The 19,294-nt window shown below is 48.4% G+C and carries 20 protein-coding genes and 4 tRNA genes; 4 read left to right on the forward strand and 20 right to left on the reverse strand.

The genetic code is table 11. The features are described 5' to 3' along the window. The 6 genes from FJ444_RS03100 to FJ444_RS03125 form a co-directional block, all read right to left on the reverse strand. A partial coding sequence (locus tag FJ444_RS03100; RefSeq protein WP_140956471.1) for a hypothetical protein occupies positions 1 to 247 on the reverse strand: 247 nt, incomplete at its 3' end. Beyond that, positions 241 to 807, reverse strand: coding sequence for a hypothetical protein (locus tag FJ444_RS03105; protein WP_140956472.1), 567 nt, complete (start codon positions 805 to 807; stop codon positions 241 to 243). The genes FJ444_RS03100 and FJ444_RS03105, both read right to left, overlap by 7 nt. Further along, positions 804 to 1,412, reverse strand: a complete 609-nt coding sequence (locus tag FJ444_RS03110; RefSeq protein ID WP_140956473.1) for a sigma-70 family RNA polymerase sigma factor — start codon at positions 1,410 to 1,412, stop codon at positions 804 to 806. The genes FJ444_RS03105 and FJ444_RS03110 overlap by 4 nt, the downstream gene beginning before the upstream one ends. Positions 1,413 to 1,423: 11 nt before the next feature. Then, entirely contained in the window at positions 1,424 to 2,086 is a 663-nt protein-coding gene (locus tag FJ444_RS03115) for a TonB family protein (protein WP_140956474.1), read from the reverse strand. Between the two features lie 120 nt (positions 2,087 to 2,206). Next, on the reverse strand, positions 2,207 to 3,079 hold the full coding sequence (locus tag FJ444_RS03120) for a 5'-methylthioadenosine/S-adenosylhomocysteine nucleosidase (protein WP_140956475.1): 873 nt from the start codon (positions 3,077 to 3,079) through the stop codon (positions 2,207 to 2,209). Positions 3,080 to 3,083: 4 nt separating this feature from the next. Next, complete coding sequence (locus FJ444_RS03125) at positions 3,084 to 4,274, reverse strand: NRAMP family divalent metal transporter (protein WP_255439045.1); 1,191 nt, start codon at positions 4,272 to 4,274, stop codon at positions 3,084 to 3,086. A 313-nt stretch (positions 4,275 to 4,587) separates the two neighbouring features. Here FJ444_RS03125 and FJ444_RS03130 point away from each other — a divergent pair, with 313 nt between their 5' ends. Both FJ444_RS03130 and FJ444_RS03135 read left to right on the forward strand, forming a co-directional pair. Continuing rightward, a complete protein-coding gene (locus FJ444_RS03130) occupies positions 4,588 to 4,851 on the forward strand; it encodes a Txe/YoeB family addiction module toxin (protein WP_140956476.1) in 264 nt (87 codons plus the stop codon). A 144-nt stretch (positions 4,852 to 4,995) separates the two neighbouring features. Beyond that, the gene (locus FJ444_RS03135; RefSeq protein ID WP_140956477.1) at positions 4,996 to 5,889 is read left to right on the forward strand and encodes a DMT family transporter; all 894 of its coding nucleotides are present in this window, start codon (positions 4,996 to 4,998) and stop codon (positions 5,887 to 5,889) included. Between the two features lie 59 nt (positions 5,890 to 5,948). On the opposite strand, the gene FJ444_RS03140 is transcribed toward FJ444_RS03135, so the two are convergent. The 7 genes from FJ444_RS03140 to miaB all read right to left on the reverse strand — a co-directional run bounded on the left by FJ444_RS03140 (position 5,949) and on the right by miaB (position 13,346). Beyond that, positions 5,949 to 6,398: an Hsp20 family protein gene (locus FJ444_RS03140; protein ID WP_140956478.1), complete on the reverse strand. Its 450-nt coding sequence runs from the start codon at positions 6,396 to 6,398 to the stop codon at positions 5,949 to 5,951. Positions 6,399 to 6,603: 205 nt separating this feature from the next. Beyond that, the gene (locus tag FJ444_RS03145) at positions 6,604 to 7,878 is read right to left on the reverse strand and encodes an amidohydrolase family protein (RefSeq protein ID WP_219993868.1); all 1,275 of its coding nucleotides are present in this window, start codon (positions 7,876 to 7,878) and stop codon (positions 6,604 to 6,606) included. Between the two features lie 85 nt (positions 7,879 to 7,963). Beyond that, a complete protein-coding gene (gene lnt, locus FJ444_RS03150; RefSeq protein ID WP_255438950.1) occupies positions 7,964 to 9,472 on the reverse strand; it encodes an apolipoprotein N-acyltransferase in 1,509 nt (502 codons plus the stop codon). Positions 9,473 to 9,476: 4 nt separating this feature from the next. Further along, positions 9,477 to 10,340, reverse strand: coding sequence for a CNNM family magnesium/cobalt transport protein CorC (gene corC / locus FJ444_RS03155; RefSeq protein ID WP_140956480.1), 864 nt, complete (start codon positions 10,338 to 10,340; stop codon positions 9,477 to 9,479). Between the two features lie 32 nt (positions 10,341 to 10,372). Further along, on the reverse strand, positions 10,373 to 10,846 hold the full coding sequence (ybeY, locus tag FJ444_RS03160; RefSeq protein ID WP_140956481.1) for an rRNA maturation RNase YbeY: 474 nt from the start codon (positions 10,844 to 10,846) through the stop codon (positions 10,373 to 10,375). A gap of 8 nt (positions 10,847 to 10,854) precedes the next feature. Beyond that, the gene (locus tag FJ444_RS03165) at positions 10,855 to 11,892 is read right to left on the reverse strand and encodes a PhoH family protein (protein ID WP_140956482.1); all 1,038 of its coding nucleotides are present in this window, start codon (positions 11,890 to 11,892) and stop codon (positions 10,855 to 10,857) included. A gap of 17 nt (positions 11,893 to 11,909) precedes the next feature. After that, positions 11,910 to 13,346: a tRNA (N6-isopentenyl adenosine(37)-C2)-methylthiotransferase MiaB gene (gene miaB, locus FJ444_RS03170; RefSeq protein ID WP_140956483.1), complete on the reverse strand. Its 1,437-nt coding sequence runs from the start codon at positions 13,344 to 13,346 to the stop codon at positions 11,910 to 11,912. 306 nt (positions 13,347 to 13,652) lie between these two features. Between miaB and FJ444_RS03175 the strand changes: the two genes are divergently transcribed. Both FJ444_RS03175 and FJ444_RS21325 read left to right on the forward strand, forming a co-directional pair. Continuing rightward, on the forward strand, positions 13,653 to 14,825 hold the full coding sequence (locus FJ444_RS03175; protein ID WP_140956484.1) for an FAD-dependent oxidoreductase: 1,173 nt from the start codon (positions 13,653 to 13,655) through the stop codon (positions 14,823 to 14,825). Continuing rightward, positions 14,822 to 14,998, forward strand: coding sequence for a hypothetical protein (locus FJ444_RS21325; protein WP_181405046.1), 177 nt, complete (start codon positions 14,822 to 14,824; stop codon positions 14,996 to 14,998). Before FJ444_RS03175 ends, FJ444_RS21325 begins: the two co-directional genes overlap by 4 nt. A 58-nt stretch (positions 14,999 to 15,056) precedes the next feature. Here the strand turns inward: FJ444_RS21325 and FJ444_RS03180 are convergent, their stop codons facing one another. The 7 genes from FJ444_RS03180 to ychF all read right to left on the reverse strand — a co-directional run bounded on the left by FJ444_RS03180 (position 15,057) and on the right by ychF (position 19,291). Next, the gene (locus FJ444_RS03180) at positions 15,057 to 16,460 is read right to left on the reverse strand and encodes a sodium:alanine symporter family protein (RefSeq protein ID WP_140956485.1); all 1,404 of its coding nucleotides are present in this window, start codon (positions 16,458 to 16,460) and stop codon (positions 15,057 to 15,059) included. A 113-nt stretch (positions 16,461 to 16,573) separates the two neighbouring features. Beyond that, positions 16,574 to 16,649 (reverse strand) — tRNA-Gln (locus tag FJ444_RS03185). 45 nt (positions 16,650 to 16,694) lie between these two features. Then, positions 16,695 to 16,770 (reverse strand) — tRNA-Gln (locus tag FJ444_RS03190). Between the two features lie 2 nt (positions 16,771 to 16,772). Further along, positions 16,773 to 16,857: transfer RNA gene (locus FJ444_RS03195), tRNA-Leu, on the reverse strand. Positions 16,858 to 16,903: 46 nt separating this feature from the next. Further along, positions 16,904 to 16,980: transfer RNA gene (locus FJ444_RS03200), tRNA-Met, on the reverse strand. Positions 16,981 to 17,136: 156 nt separating this feature from the next. After that, entirely contained in the window at positions 17,137 to 18,060 is a 924-nt protein-coding gene (locus FJ444_RS03205; RefSeq protein WP_140956486.1) for a hypothetical protein, read from the reverse strand. 139 nt (positions 18,061 to 18,199) lie between these two features. Next, entirely contained in the window at positions 18,200 to 19,291 is a 1,092-nt protein-coding gene (gene ychF, locus FJ444_RS03210) for a redox-regulated ATPase YchF (RefSeq protein ID WP_140956487.1), read from the reverse strand. Between the last annotated feature and the right edge of the window lie 3 nt (positions 19,292 to 19,294).

Raw genomic sequence — 19,294 nt, forward strand, 5'->3', positions numbered from 1 at the left:
CCTCAGAGTGCGCGTCGTGATCTAAGTCGTTTTGACTCACTCTGAGAGGGCAAACTTCTATGCGAATTGGTATTACATAGCTACCGTAACTGGCGGGTTCGCTAACGTGGCAGGTTTCACCCGTCAATATCGGATCGTCGACTTCACTCTCAACCCAGGTAGTGGCTGTTGCGTTTATGCTCAGCAACACCGCCAGATAACCCACCCCCAGGGGCTTTGTCCAGGGTAACAATGCTTTGCTTAGCATAGGTTTTTCCTGCTTTGGGTAATTTGAATTAAGCGTCCCTGATCATCAAACACCAGCTCAACAAAATTACCAGCCATCAATTCAGCATCGGCGCGTTTTGTTTGCATCAGATCCTGCATGAGTTGGGGCGATACGGTGATTTTTTGATTATTACAGTCGGTAAACAGCCAGTTTCCTTCGTGTTTGGCCAACATGGCGTGCTTGGAGTGAAAGGCTTTCAGGGTTGCAAGGTTGTCGGTGTATTTTTGATTGTATACCATGAGTTTTTGCTGGTACTTACTGGCCTCAGGCAGTTCATTTTCGTAGCCGTGATAGGCAACGGCCACCTCCAGCCCATCCGTTACTGCTATAGGGGCTTGTCTGACAACGCTGTTCATTGCATAAATGACTACCAGGCAGCACAGCGCGCCAGCCAACGCCATCCACTCTTTTCCGGGCAGATAAATACGCCAGGAGAACGGTTGTTTGGCTTGATTGAGTACCTGCCTCTTAATGCGTCCCGGTGCCGGATATTGCTGCTTACTGCGTTCGTAAGCTTGTTTAAAATCGTTGTCGTTCATGCTGTTGGTTTCCACAGTTTACGCAGGTTATCGCGGGCGTAGCGCAGGCGGGTTTTAACGGTTTCCACCGGCACATTACATATGGTGGCGATATCCTGCAGACTGAAATCTTCCTGTTGCAGCGAGAAGGCTTCGCGCTGGGTAAAGGGCAATAGTTTTAAAGCCTGATGAAAGTCATCGCAGGGGGACGTTTCCTGATGATTATCGGGCAGGGTGTCAATATCATCGTCGTAGGTCCAGCGCTTGTTGCGGCGGATCTCATCAATCAGCATGCGATGACCAATGGTGAATAACCAGGCCTGAAATTGCCCCTGCGCCTGATACAGTTGAGGTGATTCAATGAGCTTTAACCACACTTTCTGGGTAATGTCGGCAGCGGCGTTTGGATCGCTCATTACCAGCAGGTAATAGTACAGCCGGTTTGCATGTTCATCGTACAAGGCTTCCAATGCCCGGTTGTCGCCCGTGGTTTGATATTGCCGCACCAGCGCATCCGGGTTACTGGTGGCTGAGGCAGACAACGCCAATGCCGGCGCTGCCTCCTGTCCGGCTGCGGTGAGCCGGTTCTTAATTGTTGTCAGAAATCCTAATCTGGCTATTCCCATTGGCACTGTCCTTATTGCTCTAACGCGAATGTCAGCATGACCTGTAAACCAGTTTGCGCTAAGGGAACACCTTTTTCAACCCGAGGCTGGTATTTCCATTTCGCCAGTGCTCGGCGCGCTTCGCGGTCGAATATGCGTTTAGGTTCGGCATCCAGGATGCTGATGTTCTCCACCGTGCCCTGCGGGGATAAATCGAACGCCAGCTTTACCCAGCCTTCAATGCCATCGCGCGCGGCATCAGGCGGATAGCTGGGGTCAACTCGCACAATGGGGCGGGCCATCATATCCTGATTACCGTTGCCCATGGTGGTATTTATTGTGACTTCGGTATTTACCGTAACCGGATCGATAGTGAAATCCGTATTGGTTGGGCCAGGCTCTTGAGGCGGTATAGTAGGCTTGGATTCTGGCGCTTTTACCGGCTCTGGCATGGGCTTTATCTTGGGGCGTACCTGGATTTTGGATTCTTCCATATCAAACACAATATTTGTAAGTACCAGGTTTTCTGTTGGCGCGGGTAAATCAGCTTGTTGTTCAATGAGTTTGGCCATCACTACAAACAAACCAAACGTTAGCGCGCCTGCTAAGGCAATATTGGTCATCGTTTTCAGGCTGCCAGGGAAAACCAGCGTAGTGGAGGGTAACGCGTTGGGTGTTGCGATATTGGTTTGCATGCGAAGCTCCTTATTATTAGGGCGAAGCGGTGCATGTAATGGTTAACTGAACATTGTCACTGTACCGCCTCTTCATATGCATAACGACTGAGGCGGCAGGATGGGGTGAATTTATTTACATTATTTTTCAGCTGTCAAATAATACAGCAGCATGGCTTTCACAAATGCCTGACAATCCTTGGCGGTAGAGGGGTCATAATGCCCGCCGTTGGTCAGATTGTTGGAGAGCACCCTAATACCCACAAAAGGCACGCCGTAGGCATCTGCAATTTGTGCCGCAGCGGCGGTTTCCATTTCCTCGGTACTGGTACCAAACTGGTCATGTAGCCAGGCTATGCGATCCAATTCATTGTTCCAGAAGTTACCGCTGGCGATGGTACCTTCAACTACCTTGCCGCGCATATAGTGTTGTTTAACCGCGTGTGCGGCGGCGATTAATTCGGGTGAGCCCAGGTAGTAACGAATACGCTCGGCATCTTTGGCAGAATCGCCTTCCCCCGCACTGCCGGAAGATGCCAGTAAATCCATCGGTAACCAGGTTAATGGCGCAGAGCCTTCACCTTTGGCTCGAAATGGCGTTTTGAAGTTACTGGCGTTCACCGCGCGTTTACCAATAACAATATCGCCCACTTTCAGGCTGGGATCGTGACCACCAGACGTTCCCTGATTAATTATGGCACGCGGTCTGTAGCGCTCTATACCAATTGCCGTCGCAGCTGCGGTGTTTTCCAGTCCTTTACCGGTTTGTGCTACAACAATGGGATAACCGTTTAACGTACCCAGATAAAACGTGGCGTGCCCGGATTTTTCCGTGCGTACGTTTTCCAGCAAACTGGCAAAATATTCAGCTTCAATTGGCATGGGGCCCTGAATCATCACCGGTGCTTGAGTGGGTGGCGAGGCAGGAATGGCGACGTGTCTGAAATCACCTGCTTGCGACAAGGTTGTGACAAGTAGCGAAGTGAATGTAACTAGCCAGCGTGATATTGTCATAGCGTTACAGCATCCATTTCCAAAAAATAAAAACGGCTAAGAAGCCAAATAGGTAAACGAGTCCAGCCCGGCTTAACCACAACAGGATTTTTCCGCCACTGAGTTCAGGAGGCAAGTTTGCCCGCTGAACCAGCCTGTAGTTAAGCCATGCGAACATGGGCGTGGTAACAAAAGCCAGTGTCATGGCAAAGCCCAGCATGGTGAGTAATGCAGACTGGAAAAATAACACAATAGCGAAACTCATCACCGACACCCAGATCAACCAGCCCACATAGATGTTTTCCGGGATGTCTGACTTTCCCTTCAGCAAACTATGGCATTCGGCCAATGCGCGTGAATAACCGTCGTAAACGGTAATGGCTGAGCCAAAAATACATAAAAATGCAACCACAGCAATAAGGTAACGAGACCACTCACCAATGGTGGATGCATATAAATTAACCAGTTGTTGCGAAAAGCCAATGCCGCCAGTGGCAAGTTGCTCGCCACTGCCATGCAACACCAGTGCGCCCAGAGCCAAAAATACCAGTGCAAGCAAAAGGGTAACAAAATAGCCAAGGTTGAAGTCAAATAATGCTGACGAAGCTGTTACCTGTTGTTCCTGGCATTGTTGCTTTAACCACAGGGAAGTGATCCCAGAAATTTCAATAGGCGCAGGCATCCAGCCCATGGTGACGACTAAAAAGCCAATGGCAGCCAGAGTCCAGGGGGAAGGCGATTCAAAGCCTGCCGGCGCAACCGGTCCTTGTTGCCAGGCAATTAGCGTGGCGCTTACAGTTGCAATTAGCAGTGCAACCATAATGAATTTAGCAACCTGGTTGAGCAAATGGTAATGCCCGGCTATCAACACCAGTAACATGGCGGCTAGCAGGCCACCTGCGATCACCGGTAATGGCAGGCTAAACGGTAAAAATAAACTAAACAAACTGGCAGAAAACAACAGCAATGCCGCCGCATTCACAAACGACACCAAAGCATTTAAAGCAAAACTGGTAAGCAGATACGGTTTGCCCATGTGTGCATAGCCCGTTTGCAATGTTTGTTGTGTGGCGATGGTGTAACTTACTCCCGCTCGAAAAAACGGATACTTAAACACGTTAACCGCCAGTATTAGCAAGGCGAGTTGCCAGCCGAATTGTGCTCCTGCCTGAGTTGATGCAACTAAATGACTGCCGCCAATGGCTGCGGTAGCCATCAGAATACCCGGGCCAAGACGTTGAATAAGTAGTTTAAGACGATAAAAGCGGTTTTCTGATACCGAGTGCTGTTCCACGAGCATTCCTGCGAAGACGTAAATACAATAGTGCAACCAGTGTATCCTAACTATCTGAGGAATAAGAGAAGATTTCCATGTAATTACAGTCAATCCTGAAATAAAAATACTGGGATGACATTTTCCGGTGCACTTAAACAACTTTTTTCCGCCGACCTTTAATCGCACATAGTCATACAGTTTTCCCTACAATCGCAGTTTAAAGCCGGTAAAACGACTCAGCGAGAACTTATTGATGAGTAACAGGTTGTTATCATGGACTGATGAAGCCTGGAATAGTTATGTCTATTGGCAGACACAAGACAAGAAGACCCTAAAACGGATTAACAAACTCATGGCCGATGTTCGGCGCTCACCTTTTGATGGGATCGATAAACCCGAACCCCTTAAAGAAAGTCTGTCGGGATTCTGGTCTCGCCGAATAGATGATACTAATAGGCTGGTATATGCCGTGGACGATTCAGCAATAACGGTTATTTCGTGTCGCTATCATTATTAGCCCATGGCCTGCGTTAGCACCGACTGTACACCAGCCCAATATTTCACCCACTCGCTTCATCCATAATTGAACCACTCGAAGTTTGATGCAATAAAACGTAATTGGTATAGCATGGCGGGGTATTTTTTCTGCTGGCTTTTTTATATGTTACCGCCTCTATTACTTCTGATTGCCACTATGTTGTGGGGAAGTTCGTTTATCGCACTCAAAATCGCATTTACAGACTATTCACCTATGTGGGTGATATTTCTCAGAATGGCAGTAGCCAGTGTGTGCTTTTTATTCATGTACAAAGGCCTGAAAAAATTTCAGTACCGGGCAGGAGACTGGAAGTTACTCTTGCTAATGTCGTTGGCAGAACCCTGTTTATATTTTATTTTTGAAGCCATGGCATTGCAGCACACCTCGGCCGCGCAGGCTGGTATGGTCACTGCGGTGTTGCCTCCGTTAGCTGCTGGGCTGGCGTTTATTTTTTTAAAGGAAAGGATCACCGGTGTCGCCTTATTGGGCTTCCTGACCGCTTTTATTGGTTTGGTATGGTTGAGTCTGGCTGCAGAGGAAAATGAGCATGCCAGCAATCCAATACTCGGCAATGCACTGGAATTCGCAGCAATGGCATGTTCTGCCGTCTATTGCGTATGTCTAAAAAAGCTATCAGAGCGATATTCTCCCGTCACCCTGACGTCCCTTCAGGCATTCTCAGGCACCGTGTTCTTTCTGCCGTTGGCGCTGATGCAGGATACTCCTGACTTTACCTTAGGGCCGGCGCTGACTGCGATCGTGTTTCTTGGTGTGTTTGTAACCTTGGGCGCTTATTTACTCTACAATATCGCTATCGCCAGAATGGACCTTAGCAAAGCGACTATCTTCAGTAACCTGATACCGGTTTACACCATTATATTCGCTTACTGGTTGCTGGATGAAAGCCTGACGGGCAGTCAACTGGCGGCTTGTGGGCTCATTATGTCTGGTGTTGTATTAGGGCAGTCACGACGAAAGCACTTGCCCGTTGATACCATGGCGGCGATGCCAGATTAGGTATAGTGGTAATATGAAAAACGGCGCACAGAGTGCGCCGTTAATCATGTAATGCTTAACTATTGTTTGTTTTCCAGCAAGGTTCGGCCGATTTCAATCTGCCGCGGCTTTTTCTCTTCCGGAATTTCTCTTACCAGATCGATGTTCAGCAAGCCATGTTCAAGTTCTGCTGCGGCCACGTTTACGTGATCGCCTAAGTGGAACTTGCGCTCAAAGCTGCGTTCAGAAATACCCTTGTGCAAGAATTCGCGCTTGGTGTCGTCCTGGGCCTCTTCTGGCTTTTTGCCGGTAATGGTTAACGAGTTGTCCAGTACTTCAATGGTGACATCGTCTTTGCTAAAACCCGCAATTGCCATGGTTATTCGGTATTTATCCTCGCCCAACAATTCAATGTTGTAAGGGGGATAGGTGGTTTGGCTGCCGTTTTGTGATGCCGCATCAATCATTGATGCCAAACGGTCAAAACCAATAAATGAACGGTAAAGTGGAGATAGATCGATAGTACGCATAGTCATATCCTCAAAATTAAGCAATATGGTTTTCAATAAGTTGCCCCGCGTTGCGGCGGCAGATTCACCGGTCTTTTATTAAGCCCCGGCAATACTTAATGTGGGAATGCGCAGGTTGAATTCAAGTGAGAAAATCGAAATTTTTTTAAAATTTTATTCAGACAGCAGGGAAATCCGGCGTTTCCCCGCTGAACTAAAAAGGGCATTACATCGCCAGTGACTTCACAATCTGACCGTCTTTTACCACAAGACCCACGTTTTCCAGCAGTGAGATATCATCAAGCGGGTTGCCTTTCACACCCACAATATCGGCCTTCTTACCTTCAGAAACACTGCCCAGCGTATCCTGCTGCTTTAAAAGTGTGGCGGCATTAATGGTGGAGGCCTGAATGGCTTGCATGGGGGTCATGCCAAACTTCACCATACGCGCGAATTGTTTGCCGTTGTCGCCGTGGGGATACACACCAGCATCCGAGCCAAACACCATTTTGACGCCCGCTTTAACAGCTTTGGTAAAGTTATCGCGCTGGCGTTGACCAACAATGCGTTCTTTAGCGAGGCTTTCTTCCAGAATACCTGCTTGTGCTCCTTCCGACAGAATGTATTCGGTAACGTAAATATCCATCGAGAAATAGGTACCGTGCTTTAGTGCCAGCTTAATGGCTTCGTCATCCAGTAAACTCACGTGCTCAACCGAATCTACACCTGCTTTGATGGCCGTTTTGATGCCGTCTGTACCATGTGCGTGTGTCGCCACGGTTAAACCACGCATATGCGCTTCGTCTACCAGTGCCTGCATTTCTTCAAAAGTATATTGCTGAACGCCTACCTTGGTACCTTTTGATAGCACACCACCGGTACCGCAGAATTTGATCACAGTAGCACCGTATTTAATATTGCGACGCACTTTTTCGCGCACAGCCCACGGGCCATCGGCTACACCTTCACTTACAGTGTGGTACTCGTAGGGCAGCAGATTATCGTCGCAGTGACCCCCTGTTACCCCTAAAGAGGGGCCTGCTACAAACATGCGGGGCCCGGCAATGTCACCATCGTTAATGGCATCGCGCAAGGCCACATCAGCGAAGCCTGGTGCACCCACATTCCTTACCGTAGTAAAACCGGCCATCAGTGTGGCCTGTGCGTGCTTAACACCTGTCAGGGTAACCCGGGGCAGCGAGTCAGCTAAGCCCTTATAGCCGTGCTTAGTTGCATCGCTGGTAAGGTGTACGTGCATGTCCATTAGGCCAGGCAACAGGGTGTAATCGCCCAATTCAATGATGCGACTATCACTGGCATAGGTAATCTTGCGCGCTTCACCCGCTGCAATGATGGTGTCGTTTTCTATTACCACGGCTGCATTGTTAATTAATTTGCCGTTTTCAACGTCGAGCAGGCGATCCGCTTTGAGTACCAGGGTTTGCGCAAAGGCGAAACCTGATGTGGCGGCCAAAAATGCCGCAGCAGCCAGTTTTTTCATTATAAGATCCATAATCAGTTAGTGATTAAAAACCGTATTAAACGCAATACTGCGCGGGAAGGGAAGTAAGCTATCGGCCAGTCGATTAAATTTTTCGAGGAGTCGCTCGTTGACTAACGGCAAAGAGGTATAAACCCAGTGTCAATAGCCACACCAGACTGTCACCCCATTGGCGATAGAGGGTTTGCCCCGTAACCGTAGACAATTTAGCTGACAGCGTTGCGGCCTCAAACTGAGGTAAACGTGCAACTACCATACCTTGGTGGTCGATAAGCGCACTAATGCCATTATTGGTGGTGCGAATAACCGGTAAACCCAATTCACGGGCGCGGACCTGGGCAATTTGTAGATGTTGATCCGGGCCGTGAGACGCGCCAAACCAGGCATCATTGCTCACGGTAATGATAAAGTCGGTATCTTCATACAAATTTGCCGCAACCTGACGTGGAAAGGCAATCTCAAAGCAAATGGCCGGCGCCAGGTGGTAGCCGTTTGCAATCAGATTGGTTTGCTGGAAATCCCCCCGGCTAAACGACGACATGGGTAAGTCAAATAAAGGCGCAAGCGGGCGCAGCAGGTCTTCAAAAGGAACAAATTCACCTACTGGCAGAAGGTGGTGTTTGGCGTAGCGATTACCGTGAAAATAGTAATAATGGCCGCTTTCGTCTTGTGGCTGCTTTTTACCCATCACAATTAAATTGTTCCAGGCTTCTTCGCTTTCAAAATTGTAATTTACCACACCGCTGATAATGGCTGTATTGTGTTGGGCTGCACGCGAGTCCATTTGTTGCAGGTACTCCAGCGCCAGCAATTCGAGTTTAGGTACGGCAGCTTCCGGCCATACAATAATGTCGTTGTCCCATAATAGATCAGTCAGTGTTTCGTAGCGGGTCATTGTTGGCTGGTCTTGTTCCGGTACCCAACGCAACGACTGCGCAATATTGCCTTGCACCATACCAATGGACACGTCTTTAACCGGTGTGGTCCAGTGAATCTGATCTAACCCTGCGCTGCCAGCCACCATAATGCCTATTGCAAAGGCACTGGCCAGATAACGTCGGGTGTACAGGCTGGCTACCACTGATGCAGAAAGGCCCGCCACAATGGCTGACACACCGGTTTCACCCAATACGGCAAACCAGCCATTCAGCCATCCGTTTAGCTGGCTATAACCAATGGAAAGCCACGGAAAACCCGATAGCATCCAACTGCGCAACCATTCGCTGGATGTCCAGAACAACGGCAGCGCAAACGGCCACCAGGATACACTGAAATAGCGTTTTAACACGTAAAAGGCAAGGGCCGGGTAGAGCGCTAAATAGCCGCACAACACTAACATCATCAGTATTGACGCGGCGAGTGGCATGCCGCCAAAGTCGGCAATGCTAACGTGCACCCAGCTTATACCTGCACCAAACCAGCCCAGACCAAAGATCCAGCCAAGCTTAAAACCTGAAACAGATTGCTTATTGAGTTGATACAAGGCTAAACACAAGGCGACCGGGGTTAGCAGCCAGATATCAAAGGGGGCATAAGCCAGAGTAAGCGAGCTGCCGGCCAGTAAGGCCAGCAGATAAGGCAGCCACTTGCGCAATGCGTTACTCCAGATCGGGCAGGGTTACTTTAAGCTGCACCAATCGGCGCTTATCGGAAGTGGTTATCTTGAACAGAATATTGCCAATGGTAATTTCATCATTGGTTGCTGGCATATGACCAAAGGCTTTCAGCACAATGCCTCCAATGGTATCGGCTTCTTCTTCACTGAACTTGGTTTCGAAGAACCGATTAAATTCTTCCACCGGCGTGAGTGCTTTTACCGAGTAGGTGTACTTATTGAGTGGACGAATATCGTCGCTCTCGTCCTCTTCGGTATCGTACTCATCCTCGATTTCGCCCACGATCAGTTCCAGGATATCTTCAATGGTTACCAGGCCGGATACACCGCCGTACTCGTCCACCACTATTGCCATGTGATAGCGCTGTTGGCGGAACTCTTTGAGCAATACATCAACCCGTTTGCTTTCGGGCACAATCACTGCCGGGCGCAATACGCTGCGAATTTGGAAAGGCTGATCTTCTTTGGTATTGAAAGCAAAACGCAATAAGTCTTTTGCTAACAAAATACCTTCGATGTGGTCTTTGTCTTCGTTGATTACCGGGAATCGGGAATGCGCGCTGTCGAGCATGACAGGCAGGAATTCTTCCACGGCTTCATCGATGTCAATGGTAACCATTTGCGCTCTGGGGATCATGATGTCCCGTACGCGCATTTCGTTTACACCAATAACACCTTCAATCATTTCTCTGGTTTGCGGGTCGATCAGCTCACGCTGTTCGGCTTCCGTGATCACTTCAACCAGATCTTGTTTACTTTGCGGCTCTCCGGAGAAAGACAGTTTGAGTTTTTCAAACCAACTTTTGCCCGAGGAGCCGTTGGTAGAGTGGGAGTTGTCGTCGCTCATAATATCCGTTTTCGTTACATGACTAAGCAAAGTTAATCGTCTTGATACGGGTCGTCAATGGATAATTTGGCTAAAATCAAAATTTCCAGTGCTTCCATTTCCTCTGCTTCGTCATCTTCAATATGGTCGTAGCCCAGTAAATGCAAGGTACCGTGTACGATCATGTGGGCATAATGATGGGCAATAGGCTTGTGTTGTTCTTTGGCTTCCTGCGCAATGACAGGCACACAAATAACCAGATCACCCAACAAATCCAGTGGGACTTCAGGTGGACACTCAAACGGAAAAGACAACACATTTGTGGGCTTATCCTTGCCGCGATAGTCATTATTTAACTGTTGGGATTCGTCGGCATTCACAAATCGCACGGTAATTTCTTTGTCACTGATCTCTAGCTGAGACAGCACGGCCGAAGCCCACTCAGTAACCTGGGCTTCATTGGGCAGGCTTGCCAATAAACTCTCGTCAGTATCAAATGCTTGCTGATAATCAATAATTGCTGTCATGGTAGCGCTTAATCTTCGCGTTTGTTAGCGTCGGATTCTTCCTGCTTTTTAGCAAGACGCAAACGTTCCTGTTCGGCTTCGTAATCTTCATAAGCCCGCACAATTCGCGCAACCACTGGGTGGCGCACAACATCGCCAGCGGTAAAGAAATTAAACGAAATATCGGTTACCGGCTGCAGAACATTGATTGCGTGGCGCAGGCCCGAGCGGACTCCACGTGGCAAATCAACCTGGGTGATATCGCCAGTGATCACTGCTTTGGAGTTAAATCCAATGCGCGTGAGGAACATTTTCATTTGTTCAACCGTGGTATTCTGACTTTCGTCCAGAATGATAAAAGCGTCGTTGAGTGTGCGGCCGCGCATGTAAGCCAGTGGTGCTACTTCAATAACATTGCGCTCCATCAGCTTTTCTACTTTCTCGAATCCCAGCATTTCAAACAGGGCATCGTAGAGCGGACGCAAATACGGATCGACCTTTTGCGATAAATCCCCTGGCAAAAATCCCAGTTTTTCACCGGCTTCAACAGCCGGACGGGTGAGCAGGATGCGACGTATTTCCTGGCGTTCAAGTGCGTCTACCGCACAGGCAACTGCCAGGTAGGTTTTACCGGTACCGGCAGGACCAATACCAAAAGTAATGTCGTGATTAACCACATTGGCTACATATTGAGCCTGGTTGGGATTGCGCGGCTTAATGACGCCGCGCTTGGTTTTGATATTCACTTCTTTACCGTATCGGGCTGAATCATCCCGTTCAAGGCAGCTGGCTTCCTGAATGGCCAGGTGCACCTGTTCGGCAGCCAATAACGGAACATGCCCTTTCACGGGTTGAGTTTCAATGTACAGTAATTTGAGTAATTCACCCGCACCGCGGGTTTGTTGTGGTTCACCGACAATCTTAAAAAAATTGCTACGGTAGGTAATTTCCACGCCCAGACGACGTTCAATTTGCTTAATGTTATCGTCAAACGGACCACACAGACTGGATAGACGTTTGTTGTCTTCCGGCTCTAAAACTACTTCGTTACTTACCAATTTACTCAAGTTTAATCGCTACCTTGTTAATGTGTTGGTTGGAATTGGCTAACGCCAAGCGCATCTGGCTGTTGGGCCTGACGTTTTGCAAGGATACTTTGAGGCGAAACTGCCACTCGCAGCCCCATATCAGCTTCGCGGCGGATCACCTCGCCACGCAGCGAGTTACTGAACACATCAGTAATCTTCACATCCACAAATTCGCCAATCATGTCAGGTGTACCTACAAAGTTCACTACGCGGTTATTCTCGGTACGGCCTTGCAATTCCATAATGTCTTTCTTGGAAGGACCTTCAACCAAAATGCGTTGCTCTGTGCCCATCATATTACGAGCAATGCGAAGCGCTTGCTGGTTAATACGCTGCTGAAGCAAATACAGACGTTGTTTTTTTGTGTCTTCGCTAACGTCATCTACCGCATCTGCCGCCGGTGTGCCGGGGCGGGCGGAATAAATAAAGCTAAAGCTCAGGTCGTAATCGATTGCTTGAATGAGATCCATAGTGGCTTCGAAGTCAGCATCGGTTTCGCCCGGGTAACCAACGATGAAGTCTGAAGACATGCAAATATTCGGGCGCACTTTGCGCAATTTGCGGATTTTAGATTTGTATTCCAATGCTGTGTGGCCGCGCTTCATCATATTCAGAATGCGATCTGAACCACTTTGCACTGGCAAATGCAGGTGATCTACCAGCTCAGGTACGGTTTCATATACCGCAATAATGTCGTCAGTAAATTCAACCGGGTGAGACGTGGTATAACGGATTCGGTCGATACCGTCGATGGCCGCAACCAGTTCCAGTAATTCTGCGAAACGACAGATACTGCCATCGTGATGTTCGCCGCGAAACGCATTTACGTTCTGACCCAGTAGGTTAACTTCGCGTACGCCTTGTTCCGCCAACTGAGCGATTTCCAGCAGCACGTCGTCTACCGGACGACTCACTTCTTCACCACGGGTATAAGGCACTACGCAGAATGTGCAGTATTTGGAACAGCCTTCCATGATGGATACGAATGCTGTTGGCCCTTCTGCGCGCGGCTCTGGCAGGCGGTCGAACTTTTCAATTTCGGGGAAGCTAACATCAACCACCGATTTTTCACCGGCACGAATTTTGTTGATCATTTCAGGCAAGCGATGCAGGGTTTGCGGTCCGAAAACCAGATCGACAAATGGCGCGCGCTGGCGAATGTTTTCGCCTTCCTGAGAGGCAACACAACCACCTACACCAATGATGAGGTCAGGGTTGGTTTTCTTTAGATTTTTCCAGCGGCCTAGCTGGTGGAATACTTTTTCCTGAGCTTTTTCACGAATCGAGCAGGTGTTGAGCAAAATCACATCGGCGTCTTCGGCTTCCTCGGCCAGGGTAAAGCCATGGGTTGCATCAAGCAGATCAGCCATTTTATCCGAGTCATACTCGTTCATTTGGCAGCCCCAGGTTTTGATGTACAGCTTTTTACTCATAACAGTTCGATATTCACGTTTAGGCTGGTACGACAGGCGTTCACAATCGGATTCACCAGGGTAGGCGGGCCGCGGCGCTGTTAAACCAGCATGGTTGTTCAAAATAGCCGCGTATTTTAACCTTTATGCTCGTCGATAGCCAGCTATGCAACCCGGCTTTTTCGGGGTTTGTCGATCCATCACAATTGTGTTTAACGTAATAATGAAAGTCACTGATTCAGCGATTGTTTTATATTACTCTTCACGCCGGCGTTGAGGGCGCTTGATGTCTTCAGGCATAATGGTGAAATCACAAACGGAGTGTTTATGTTTGATTTTTGTATTAACGGCGCAGGAATGGTTGGTGCTGCTACCGCATTAGGGTTGGCTCGCGCAGGCTATTCGGTGGCGTTAATTGAGCAGCGACCGCCCCAAACATTCAGTGCAGAACAACCTCCTGATCTACGCATGTCTGCCATTAGCACCGCGTCGGTTAATCTGTTATCAGAACTTGGCGCCTGGCAGTATATACAGGCCATGCGCGTTCGGCCTTACCATGGTTTGTCTGTGTGGGAACACCCCGACTGCCGTACCGATTTTCTGGCTCAGGAAGTGGGCCATGATCTGCTCGGTTATTTTGCAGAGAACCGCATTATTCAGCTGGGTTGCCATGCCGCATTACGGGCGTACGACAACGTGAGCTGGTTTTCACCTGCGCGCATTGAGAAGATTGAGCGTGATGAGGAGCAGGTGGTTCATGTCACGCTGGATAATAACTCAACCCTGAGTTGCCAATGGTTGATTGGCGCTGATGGGGCAGAATCACAGGTAAGGCAAGCGGCAGGGATTGGTATCTCAGGCTGGCAATATAAGCAGCAGGCTATGGGGATTATCGTTGCCTTTGCGCAGCCGGTGGATGGGGTTACCTGGCAGCAGTTTACTCCGCATGGGCCTCGCGCATTATTGCCTATGCATGATAACTTTGCTTCGCTTATCTGGTATGACTCGCCTGAAGTACTGAACGACTTGAAAAAGCAGTCTAAAGCACAAATAAAAGACAGAATTAAGCAGTATTTTCCGCCTTTGCCTGGGGATTTTGATGTACTTAATTGTGCCGCATTTACGTTGGTACGCCGGCATGCCAGTAAGTATGTGTTGCCGGGTATTATTCTGGTGGGAGATGCCGCGCATACCATAAATCCTTTAGCGGGGCAGGGTGTAAACCTGGGGTTTAAAGATATTAAATCGCTGCTGGCGGTGTTATCGGATAAGCCGGATCTGGCCAGCACAACCTGTATGCAGATGCTACAGGAGGATTACGAACAACCCAGACAACGCGATAATGCGCTGATGATGGGCGCGATGGATGGATTTTACAGTACCTTCAGTAACGACATTGGGCCGCTGAAATTATTGCGTAATGGGCTGCTAAAGCTGGCTCATCACAGTGGACCGGTGAAACAACAGGTACTTAAATATGCAATGGGACTCTCACAATGACCGTAATAATTATTATAGGCATCCTGTTTCTGGCGTTGGCTGTTGTTGTGCCGATGCTGGAAAAATCCAATTGGCGGATGAACAGCGAAGAACAAAGTAAGCTGTCGCGCTGGTTATGGCCGTTGCTAATGATATTGCTGGTGGCTCAGTTGATAAAATTAATGATAAGTTGAGCTAACGCGTTATTCAAAAACAATAAAGCCCGCATGTGCGGGCTTTATTGTTAGTGTGTTACCAAATACCGTCTTCGGTTTTGCCCTGGATCTGGCAATCACCGGTTTTGTATTCAGGCAGTTCGCCTTTATCTTTCTTGGCAAAGTAATCTTTACTAATGCTCACAATAGTGGGCGTCATCCATACAATGGCAATAATATTAATGACGGTCATTAAGCCTAATGCCATATCTGCTGCAGCCCACACCTCAGGCAGCGCTGCCATAGAGCCCCAGAAAATCATGATAAGGTAACCGCAGGTATACACGGTGCGACCTGCTTTGTTGTCGAGTTTAAACATGTGAAGGTTGCTTTCGCCGTACGCGTAATTGGCAACTACAGAGGTAAACGAGAAGAAGCAAATAGCGGCAGCGACGAAGTCTGCGCCTCCTTCACCAATGTGGCTGGTCATGGCTGATTGGGTTAAGCGTATGCCTTCCATCTGTTCGCTGCTGCTGCCGCCAGCCAATAAAATGATGAACGCAGTAGCGGTACACAATATCATGGTATCCAGAAACACGCCGAGCATCTGCACATAGCCCTGAGAAACCGGATGATTGGGGTAGGGAGCAGCACTTGCGGCAGCATGGGGCACACTACCTGAGCCTGCTTCGTTGGAGTACAAACCACGCTGAATACCATTTTTTATTGCGGCACCCATGGCCCCCGCGCCAGCTTCCTGTAAGCCAAAGGCCGACTGGATAATATTCCAGAACATGGCGGGTAACTCGGTTAAATTCAGCGCACAAATCAACAGAGCGGCCAGCACGTAGGTGATGCCCATAAACGGCACAACCCATTCAGCAAACCGGGCAATGCCGCGCAGTCCGCCTACAACAATCAAAGCTGCTAATGCAATAATAACCAGGCCAGAATAACTGGTTGGAATATCGTACGCGTTGTTGAGTGCGTCGGTAATAGTGTTGGCCTGAACGGCAGAGAAAATAAAGCCGTATCCCAAAAATAAACACAGAGAAAAGGCGACTGCCAACCAGGTTTTATTGAGACCCTGTTTAATGTAGTAAGCTGGCCCACCGCGATACTCGCCGTTGTCATCTTTTACTTTATACAGCTGACCAAGCACACTTTCGGCAAAACCTGTTGCCATACCAAGAAAGGCGATTACCCACATCCAGAATATACTGCCTGCACCGCCCAGTGAGATTGCAACTGCTACACCTGCAAGGTTACCCGTACCCACGCGAGCCGATAAACTGGTGCATAACGCCTGAAAAGAGCTGATCCCTTCTTTTGTGCTGGCAGTACTGCCTTTTAAAAGGGTGAACATGTGGCCGAAATGGCGAAGCTGAACACCGCCTAAGCGAACAGTGAACCAGATACCTGCTGCAACCAGCATATAGATGAGTACCTGACCGTCGCCCCATAGGATGTTGTTGATAAATGCAACAATGTCGTTGAGCACTGAAATTCCCGTTAGATTACAAAATTATAATTATGTGATGTGGGTATAAGTGTGCCGGTGTTCACGGGGCCTGTAAAGCAAAAACGCCAGTCTGAGACTGGCGTTTTATAATATGGCTGGGGTAGCTGGACTCGAACCAACGGATGGCGGGATCAAAACCCGCTGCCTTACCAACTTGGCTATACCCCAATCAACTGGGTGTGTTAGCTGATATTGCATCAACATAACGAAAAATGGCTGGGGTAGCTGGACTCGAACCAACGGATGGCGGGATCAAAACCCGCTGCCTTACCAACTTGGCTATACCCCAAATGGTGCGGAAGGAGAGACTTGAACTCTCACGCCGTGAAGCACTGGAACCTAAATCCAGCGTGTCTACCAATTTCACCACTTCCGCGCAGTGTCTCGCACATTAAAAAACCCAAATAATGGGTTTGCGAGATTGGTGGCTACGGCGAGATTCGAACTTGCGACCCCATCATTATGAGTGATGTGCTCTAACCAACTGAGCTACGTAGCCTCCGAGTGTTTTACTTCCCTCTCAGGAAGTGGCGCGTATTATGCGTATATGAACTTAGTGCGTCAACCCCTTTTTTTATCACATTTGTTCAACTGCTTAATATCTGTGCGCCAGTGTTGCAATTTCCACCAAATAAGCCTGAAATCGCCGGATACACTACGATTTGGGCGCTAAATTGGGTTCAATTTTGTTTGCTAATGCCGGTAATAAATACGGTTTTACTTCGTAAAATTGTTCAGTGGTCACATTAAAGTTACTTATCCAGTGTGCACGAACAGACGGAGATAGTGCAAACTGCACTGCTTCCTTGAAATACTGATTAAAAAGCTTATCAAACTCACCGCTCTTGAAAGCGCTTTTGAGACCTTTTTCCAATCGAGTGGCGAGTTCTGGTTGCGTATCTGAGACGTAAAAATACATAGGTAAAAACGTAAACATGGCAGTATGTGGGTCATAAGTGATTGACGGGTGTTGTGTGCGCAGATGCTCTTGTTCGCCTAACAGTTCAAAAGCGCTTCGCATTAACAGATCAAAACGGTCTGCTTCGAGCATAACAAACATGCCTACATAACGGCTGCCATACACAACGCGAAAATTATTACTCTCCAGGATTGTAGCCGTTGACCAGCCAAGGCCCTGGCCTTGCGAAAACTGGTAGAAATCTTTTAATGAAGAAACCGTTGCCAGGGCGGGCAGGTGTTTGGGCAAAGTAAAGAAAAAGCGAACACTTCCCAGCCCCTTAACCAACGGAAAGGGTACACGAATTGCGGCGTTGTCCCAGCGTGCTTTAGCATGGGAAAAAGTCACATTTACCTGTTCACCTTCTTCCAGACCCTTTAACTGACGTTCCGGCAGGGTTTCAGTATCGTGATATTGTATCTGATAGGGGCCAAATTCGGCTTCGGTTTTATTGAGGGCCAGTTCCAGCAGTTTGTGAATGTATTCAACGTGCTGCGCCTGCCTGCTGATATGAGGTACACGTACTATAGTGAGTGCGGATTGTTGCTCGTCTGGGGCCAAGGCAAACGAAGCCTTGCTACAAAACAATATCAATAACAAAGCACGTAAGTACAACTTCATGACACCAATCTTACCTGTCTTACCTCAACGTTAAGCATAGCGCAGATTAGCGTTTGCATGAGTGAAATGTAAAGGAAATGATAAAATCAGTTTTGTGATGACGTATATAAAAAAGCCCGGACAGTGTCCGGGCTTCTGGCTATACGTTAAATCGGAAGTGAATCACATCGCCGTCTTTCACGATGTACTCTTTCCCTTCCAAACGCCATTTTCCTGCGTCTTTTGCACCTTGCTCGCCTTTAAATTCAACAAAGTGGTCGTAACCAACGATTTCAGCGCGGATAAAGCCTTTTTCGAAGTCTGTATGGATTTTACCGGCAGCCTGCGGTGCCGTTGATCCGGCTGGGAAAGTCCAGGCGCGAACCTCTTTTACACCGGCGGTAAAATAAGTTTGCAGTGTAAGCAAGTTGTAACCTGCACGGATCACGCGATTAAGACCGGGTTCTTCCAGGCCCATGTCGGCCATAAATTCGGCGCGTTCTTCGTCATCTAACTCAGCGATGTCAGATTCAATGGCTGCGCATACGGCCACAACTACCGCATTTTCGGCTTCTGCGATGGCGCTAACCTGATCCAAATAAGGGTTATTTTCAAAGCCGTCTTCGTTAACATTTGCGATATACATGGTTGGCTTAAGCGTAAGCAAATTCATGTAGCTAATGGCGGCCACTTCTTCTTTTTCCAGCGGCAGCGAGCGCAACAATTGACCTTCGTCCAGATGCGGTTTTATCTTTTCGAGTACTTTGAGTTCAAATTTAGCGTCGGCATCGCCACCTTTGGCACGCTTAGCAACACGTAAAATGGCTTTTTCGGTGCTTTCCAGATCAGCTAACGCTAATTCAGTGTTAATAATGTCGATATCGTCTTTAGGGCTGACCTTGCCAGCAACATGCACAATGTTGTCGTTGTCAAAACAGCGTACAACGTGGCCAATTGCATCAGTTTCACGAATGTTTGCCAGGAATTTGTTTCCCAGTCCTTCGCCTTTGGAAGCACCTTCTACCAAGCCTGCAATATCAACAAATTCCATTGTAGTAGGGATAACGCGTTGTGGCTTTACGATTTCAGCCAATTTATCCAAACGTAGATCCGGCACGGGTACCACGCCTGTGTTCGGTTCAATAGTACAGAATGGAAAGTTAGCGGCTTCAATTCCCGCTTTGGTCAATGCATTGAATAGCGTTGATTTCCCAACGTTTGGCAGGCCAACAATGCCACATTTAAATCCCATGAT

It is taken from the genome of Aestuariibacter sp. GS-14 (assembly GCF_006494365.1).
In the GTDB taxonomy this organism is placed as follows: Bacteria; Pseudomonadota; Gammaproteobacteria; order Enterobacterales; family Alteromonadaceae; genus Alteromonas; species Alteromonas mangrovi.

Excerpts from the sequence above, each read along its gene's own strand:
- FJ444_RS03105 (WP_140956472.1), bottom strand. The coding sequence starts at position 807 with ATGAACGACAACGATTTTAAACAAGCTTACGAACGCAGTAAGCAGCAA.
- FJ444_RS03110 (WP_140956473.1), bottom strand. The coding sequence starts at position 1,412 with ATGGGAATAGCCAGATTAGGATTTCTGACAACAATTAAGAACCGGCTC.
- FJ444_RS03115 (WP_140956474.1), bottom strand. The coding sequence starts at position 2,086 with ATGCAAACCAATATCGCAACACCCAACGCGTTACCCTCCACTACGCTG.
- FJ444_RS03120 (WP_140956475.1), bottom strand. The coding sequence starts at position 3,079 with ATGACAATATCACGCTGGCTAGTTACATTCACTTCGCTACTTGTCACA.
- FJ444_RS03125 (WP_255439045.1), bottom strand. The coding sequence starts at position 4,274 with ATGGCTACCGCAGCCATTGGCGGCAGTCATTTAGTTGCATCAACTCAG.
- FJ444_RS03130 (WP_140956476.1), top strand. The coding sequence starts at position 4,588 with ATGAGTAACAGGTTGTTATCATGGACTGATGAAGCCTGGAATAGTTAT.
- FJ444_RS03135 (WP_140956477.1), top strand. The coding sequence starts at position 4,996 with ATGTTACCGCCTCTATTACTTCTGATTGCCACTATGTTGTGGGGAAGT.
- FJ444_RS03140 (WP_140956478.1), bottom strand. The coding sequence starts at position 6,398 with ATGCGTACTATCGATCTATCTCCACTTTACCGTTCATTTATTGGTTTT.
- FJ444_RS03145 (WP_219993868.1), bottom strand. The coding sequence starts at position 7,878 with ATGAAAAAACTGGCTGCTGCGGCATTTTTGGCCGCCACATCAGGTTTC.
- corC (WP_140956480.1), bottom strand. The coding sequence starts at position 10,340 with ATGAGCGACGACAACTCCCACTCTACCAACGGCTCCTCGGGCAAAAGT.
- ybeY (WP_140956481.1), bottom strand. The coding sequence starts at position 10,846 with ATGACAGCAATTATTGATTATCAGCAAGCATTTGATACTGACGAGAGT.
- miaB (WP_140956483.1), bottom strand. The coding sequence starts at position 13,346 with ATGAGTAAAAAGCTGTACATCAAAACCTGGGGCTGCCAAATGAACGAG.
- FJ444_RS03175 (WP_140956484.1), top strand. The coding sequence starts at position 13,653 with ATGTTTGATTTTTGTATTAACGGCGCAGGAATGGTTGGTGCTGCTACC.
- FJ444_RS21325 (WP_181405046.1), top strand. The coding sequence starts at position 14,822 with ATGACCGTAATAATTATTATAGGCATCCTGTTTCTGGCGTTGGCTGTT.
- FJ444_RS03205 (WP_140956486.1), bottom strand. The coding sequence starts at position 18,060 with ATGAAGTTGTACTTACGTGCTTTGTTATTGATATTGTTTTGTAGCAAG.
- ychF (WP_140956487.1), bottom strand. The coding sequence starts at position 19,291 with ATGGGATTTAAATGTGGCATTGTTGGCCTGCCAAACGTTGGGAAATCA.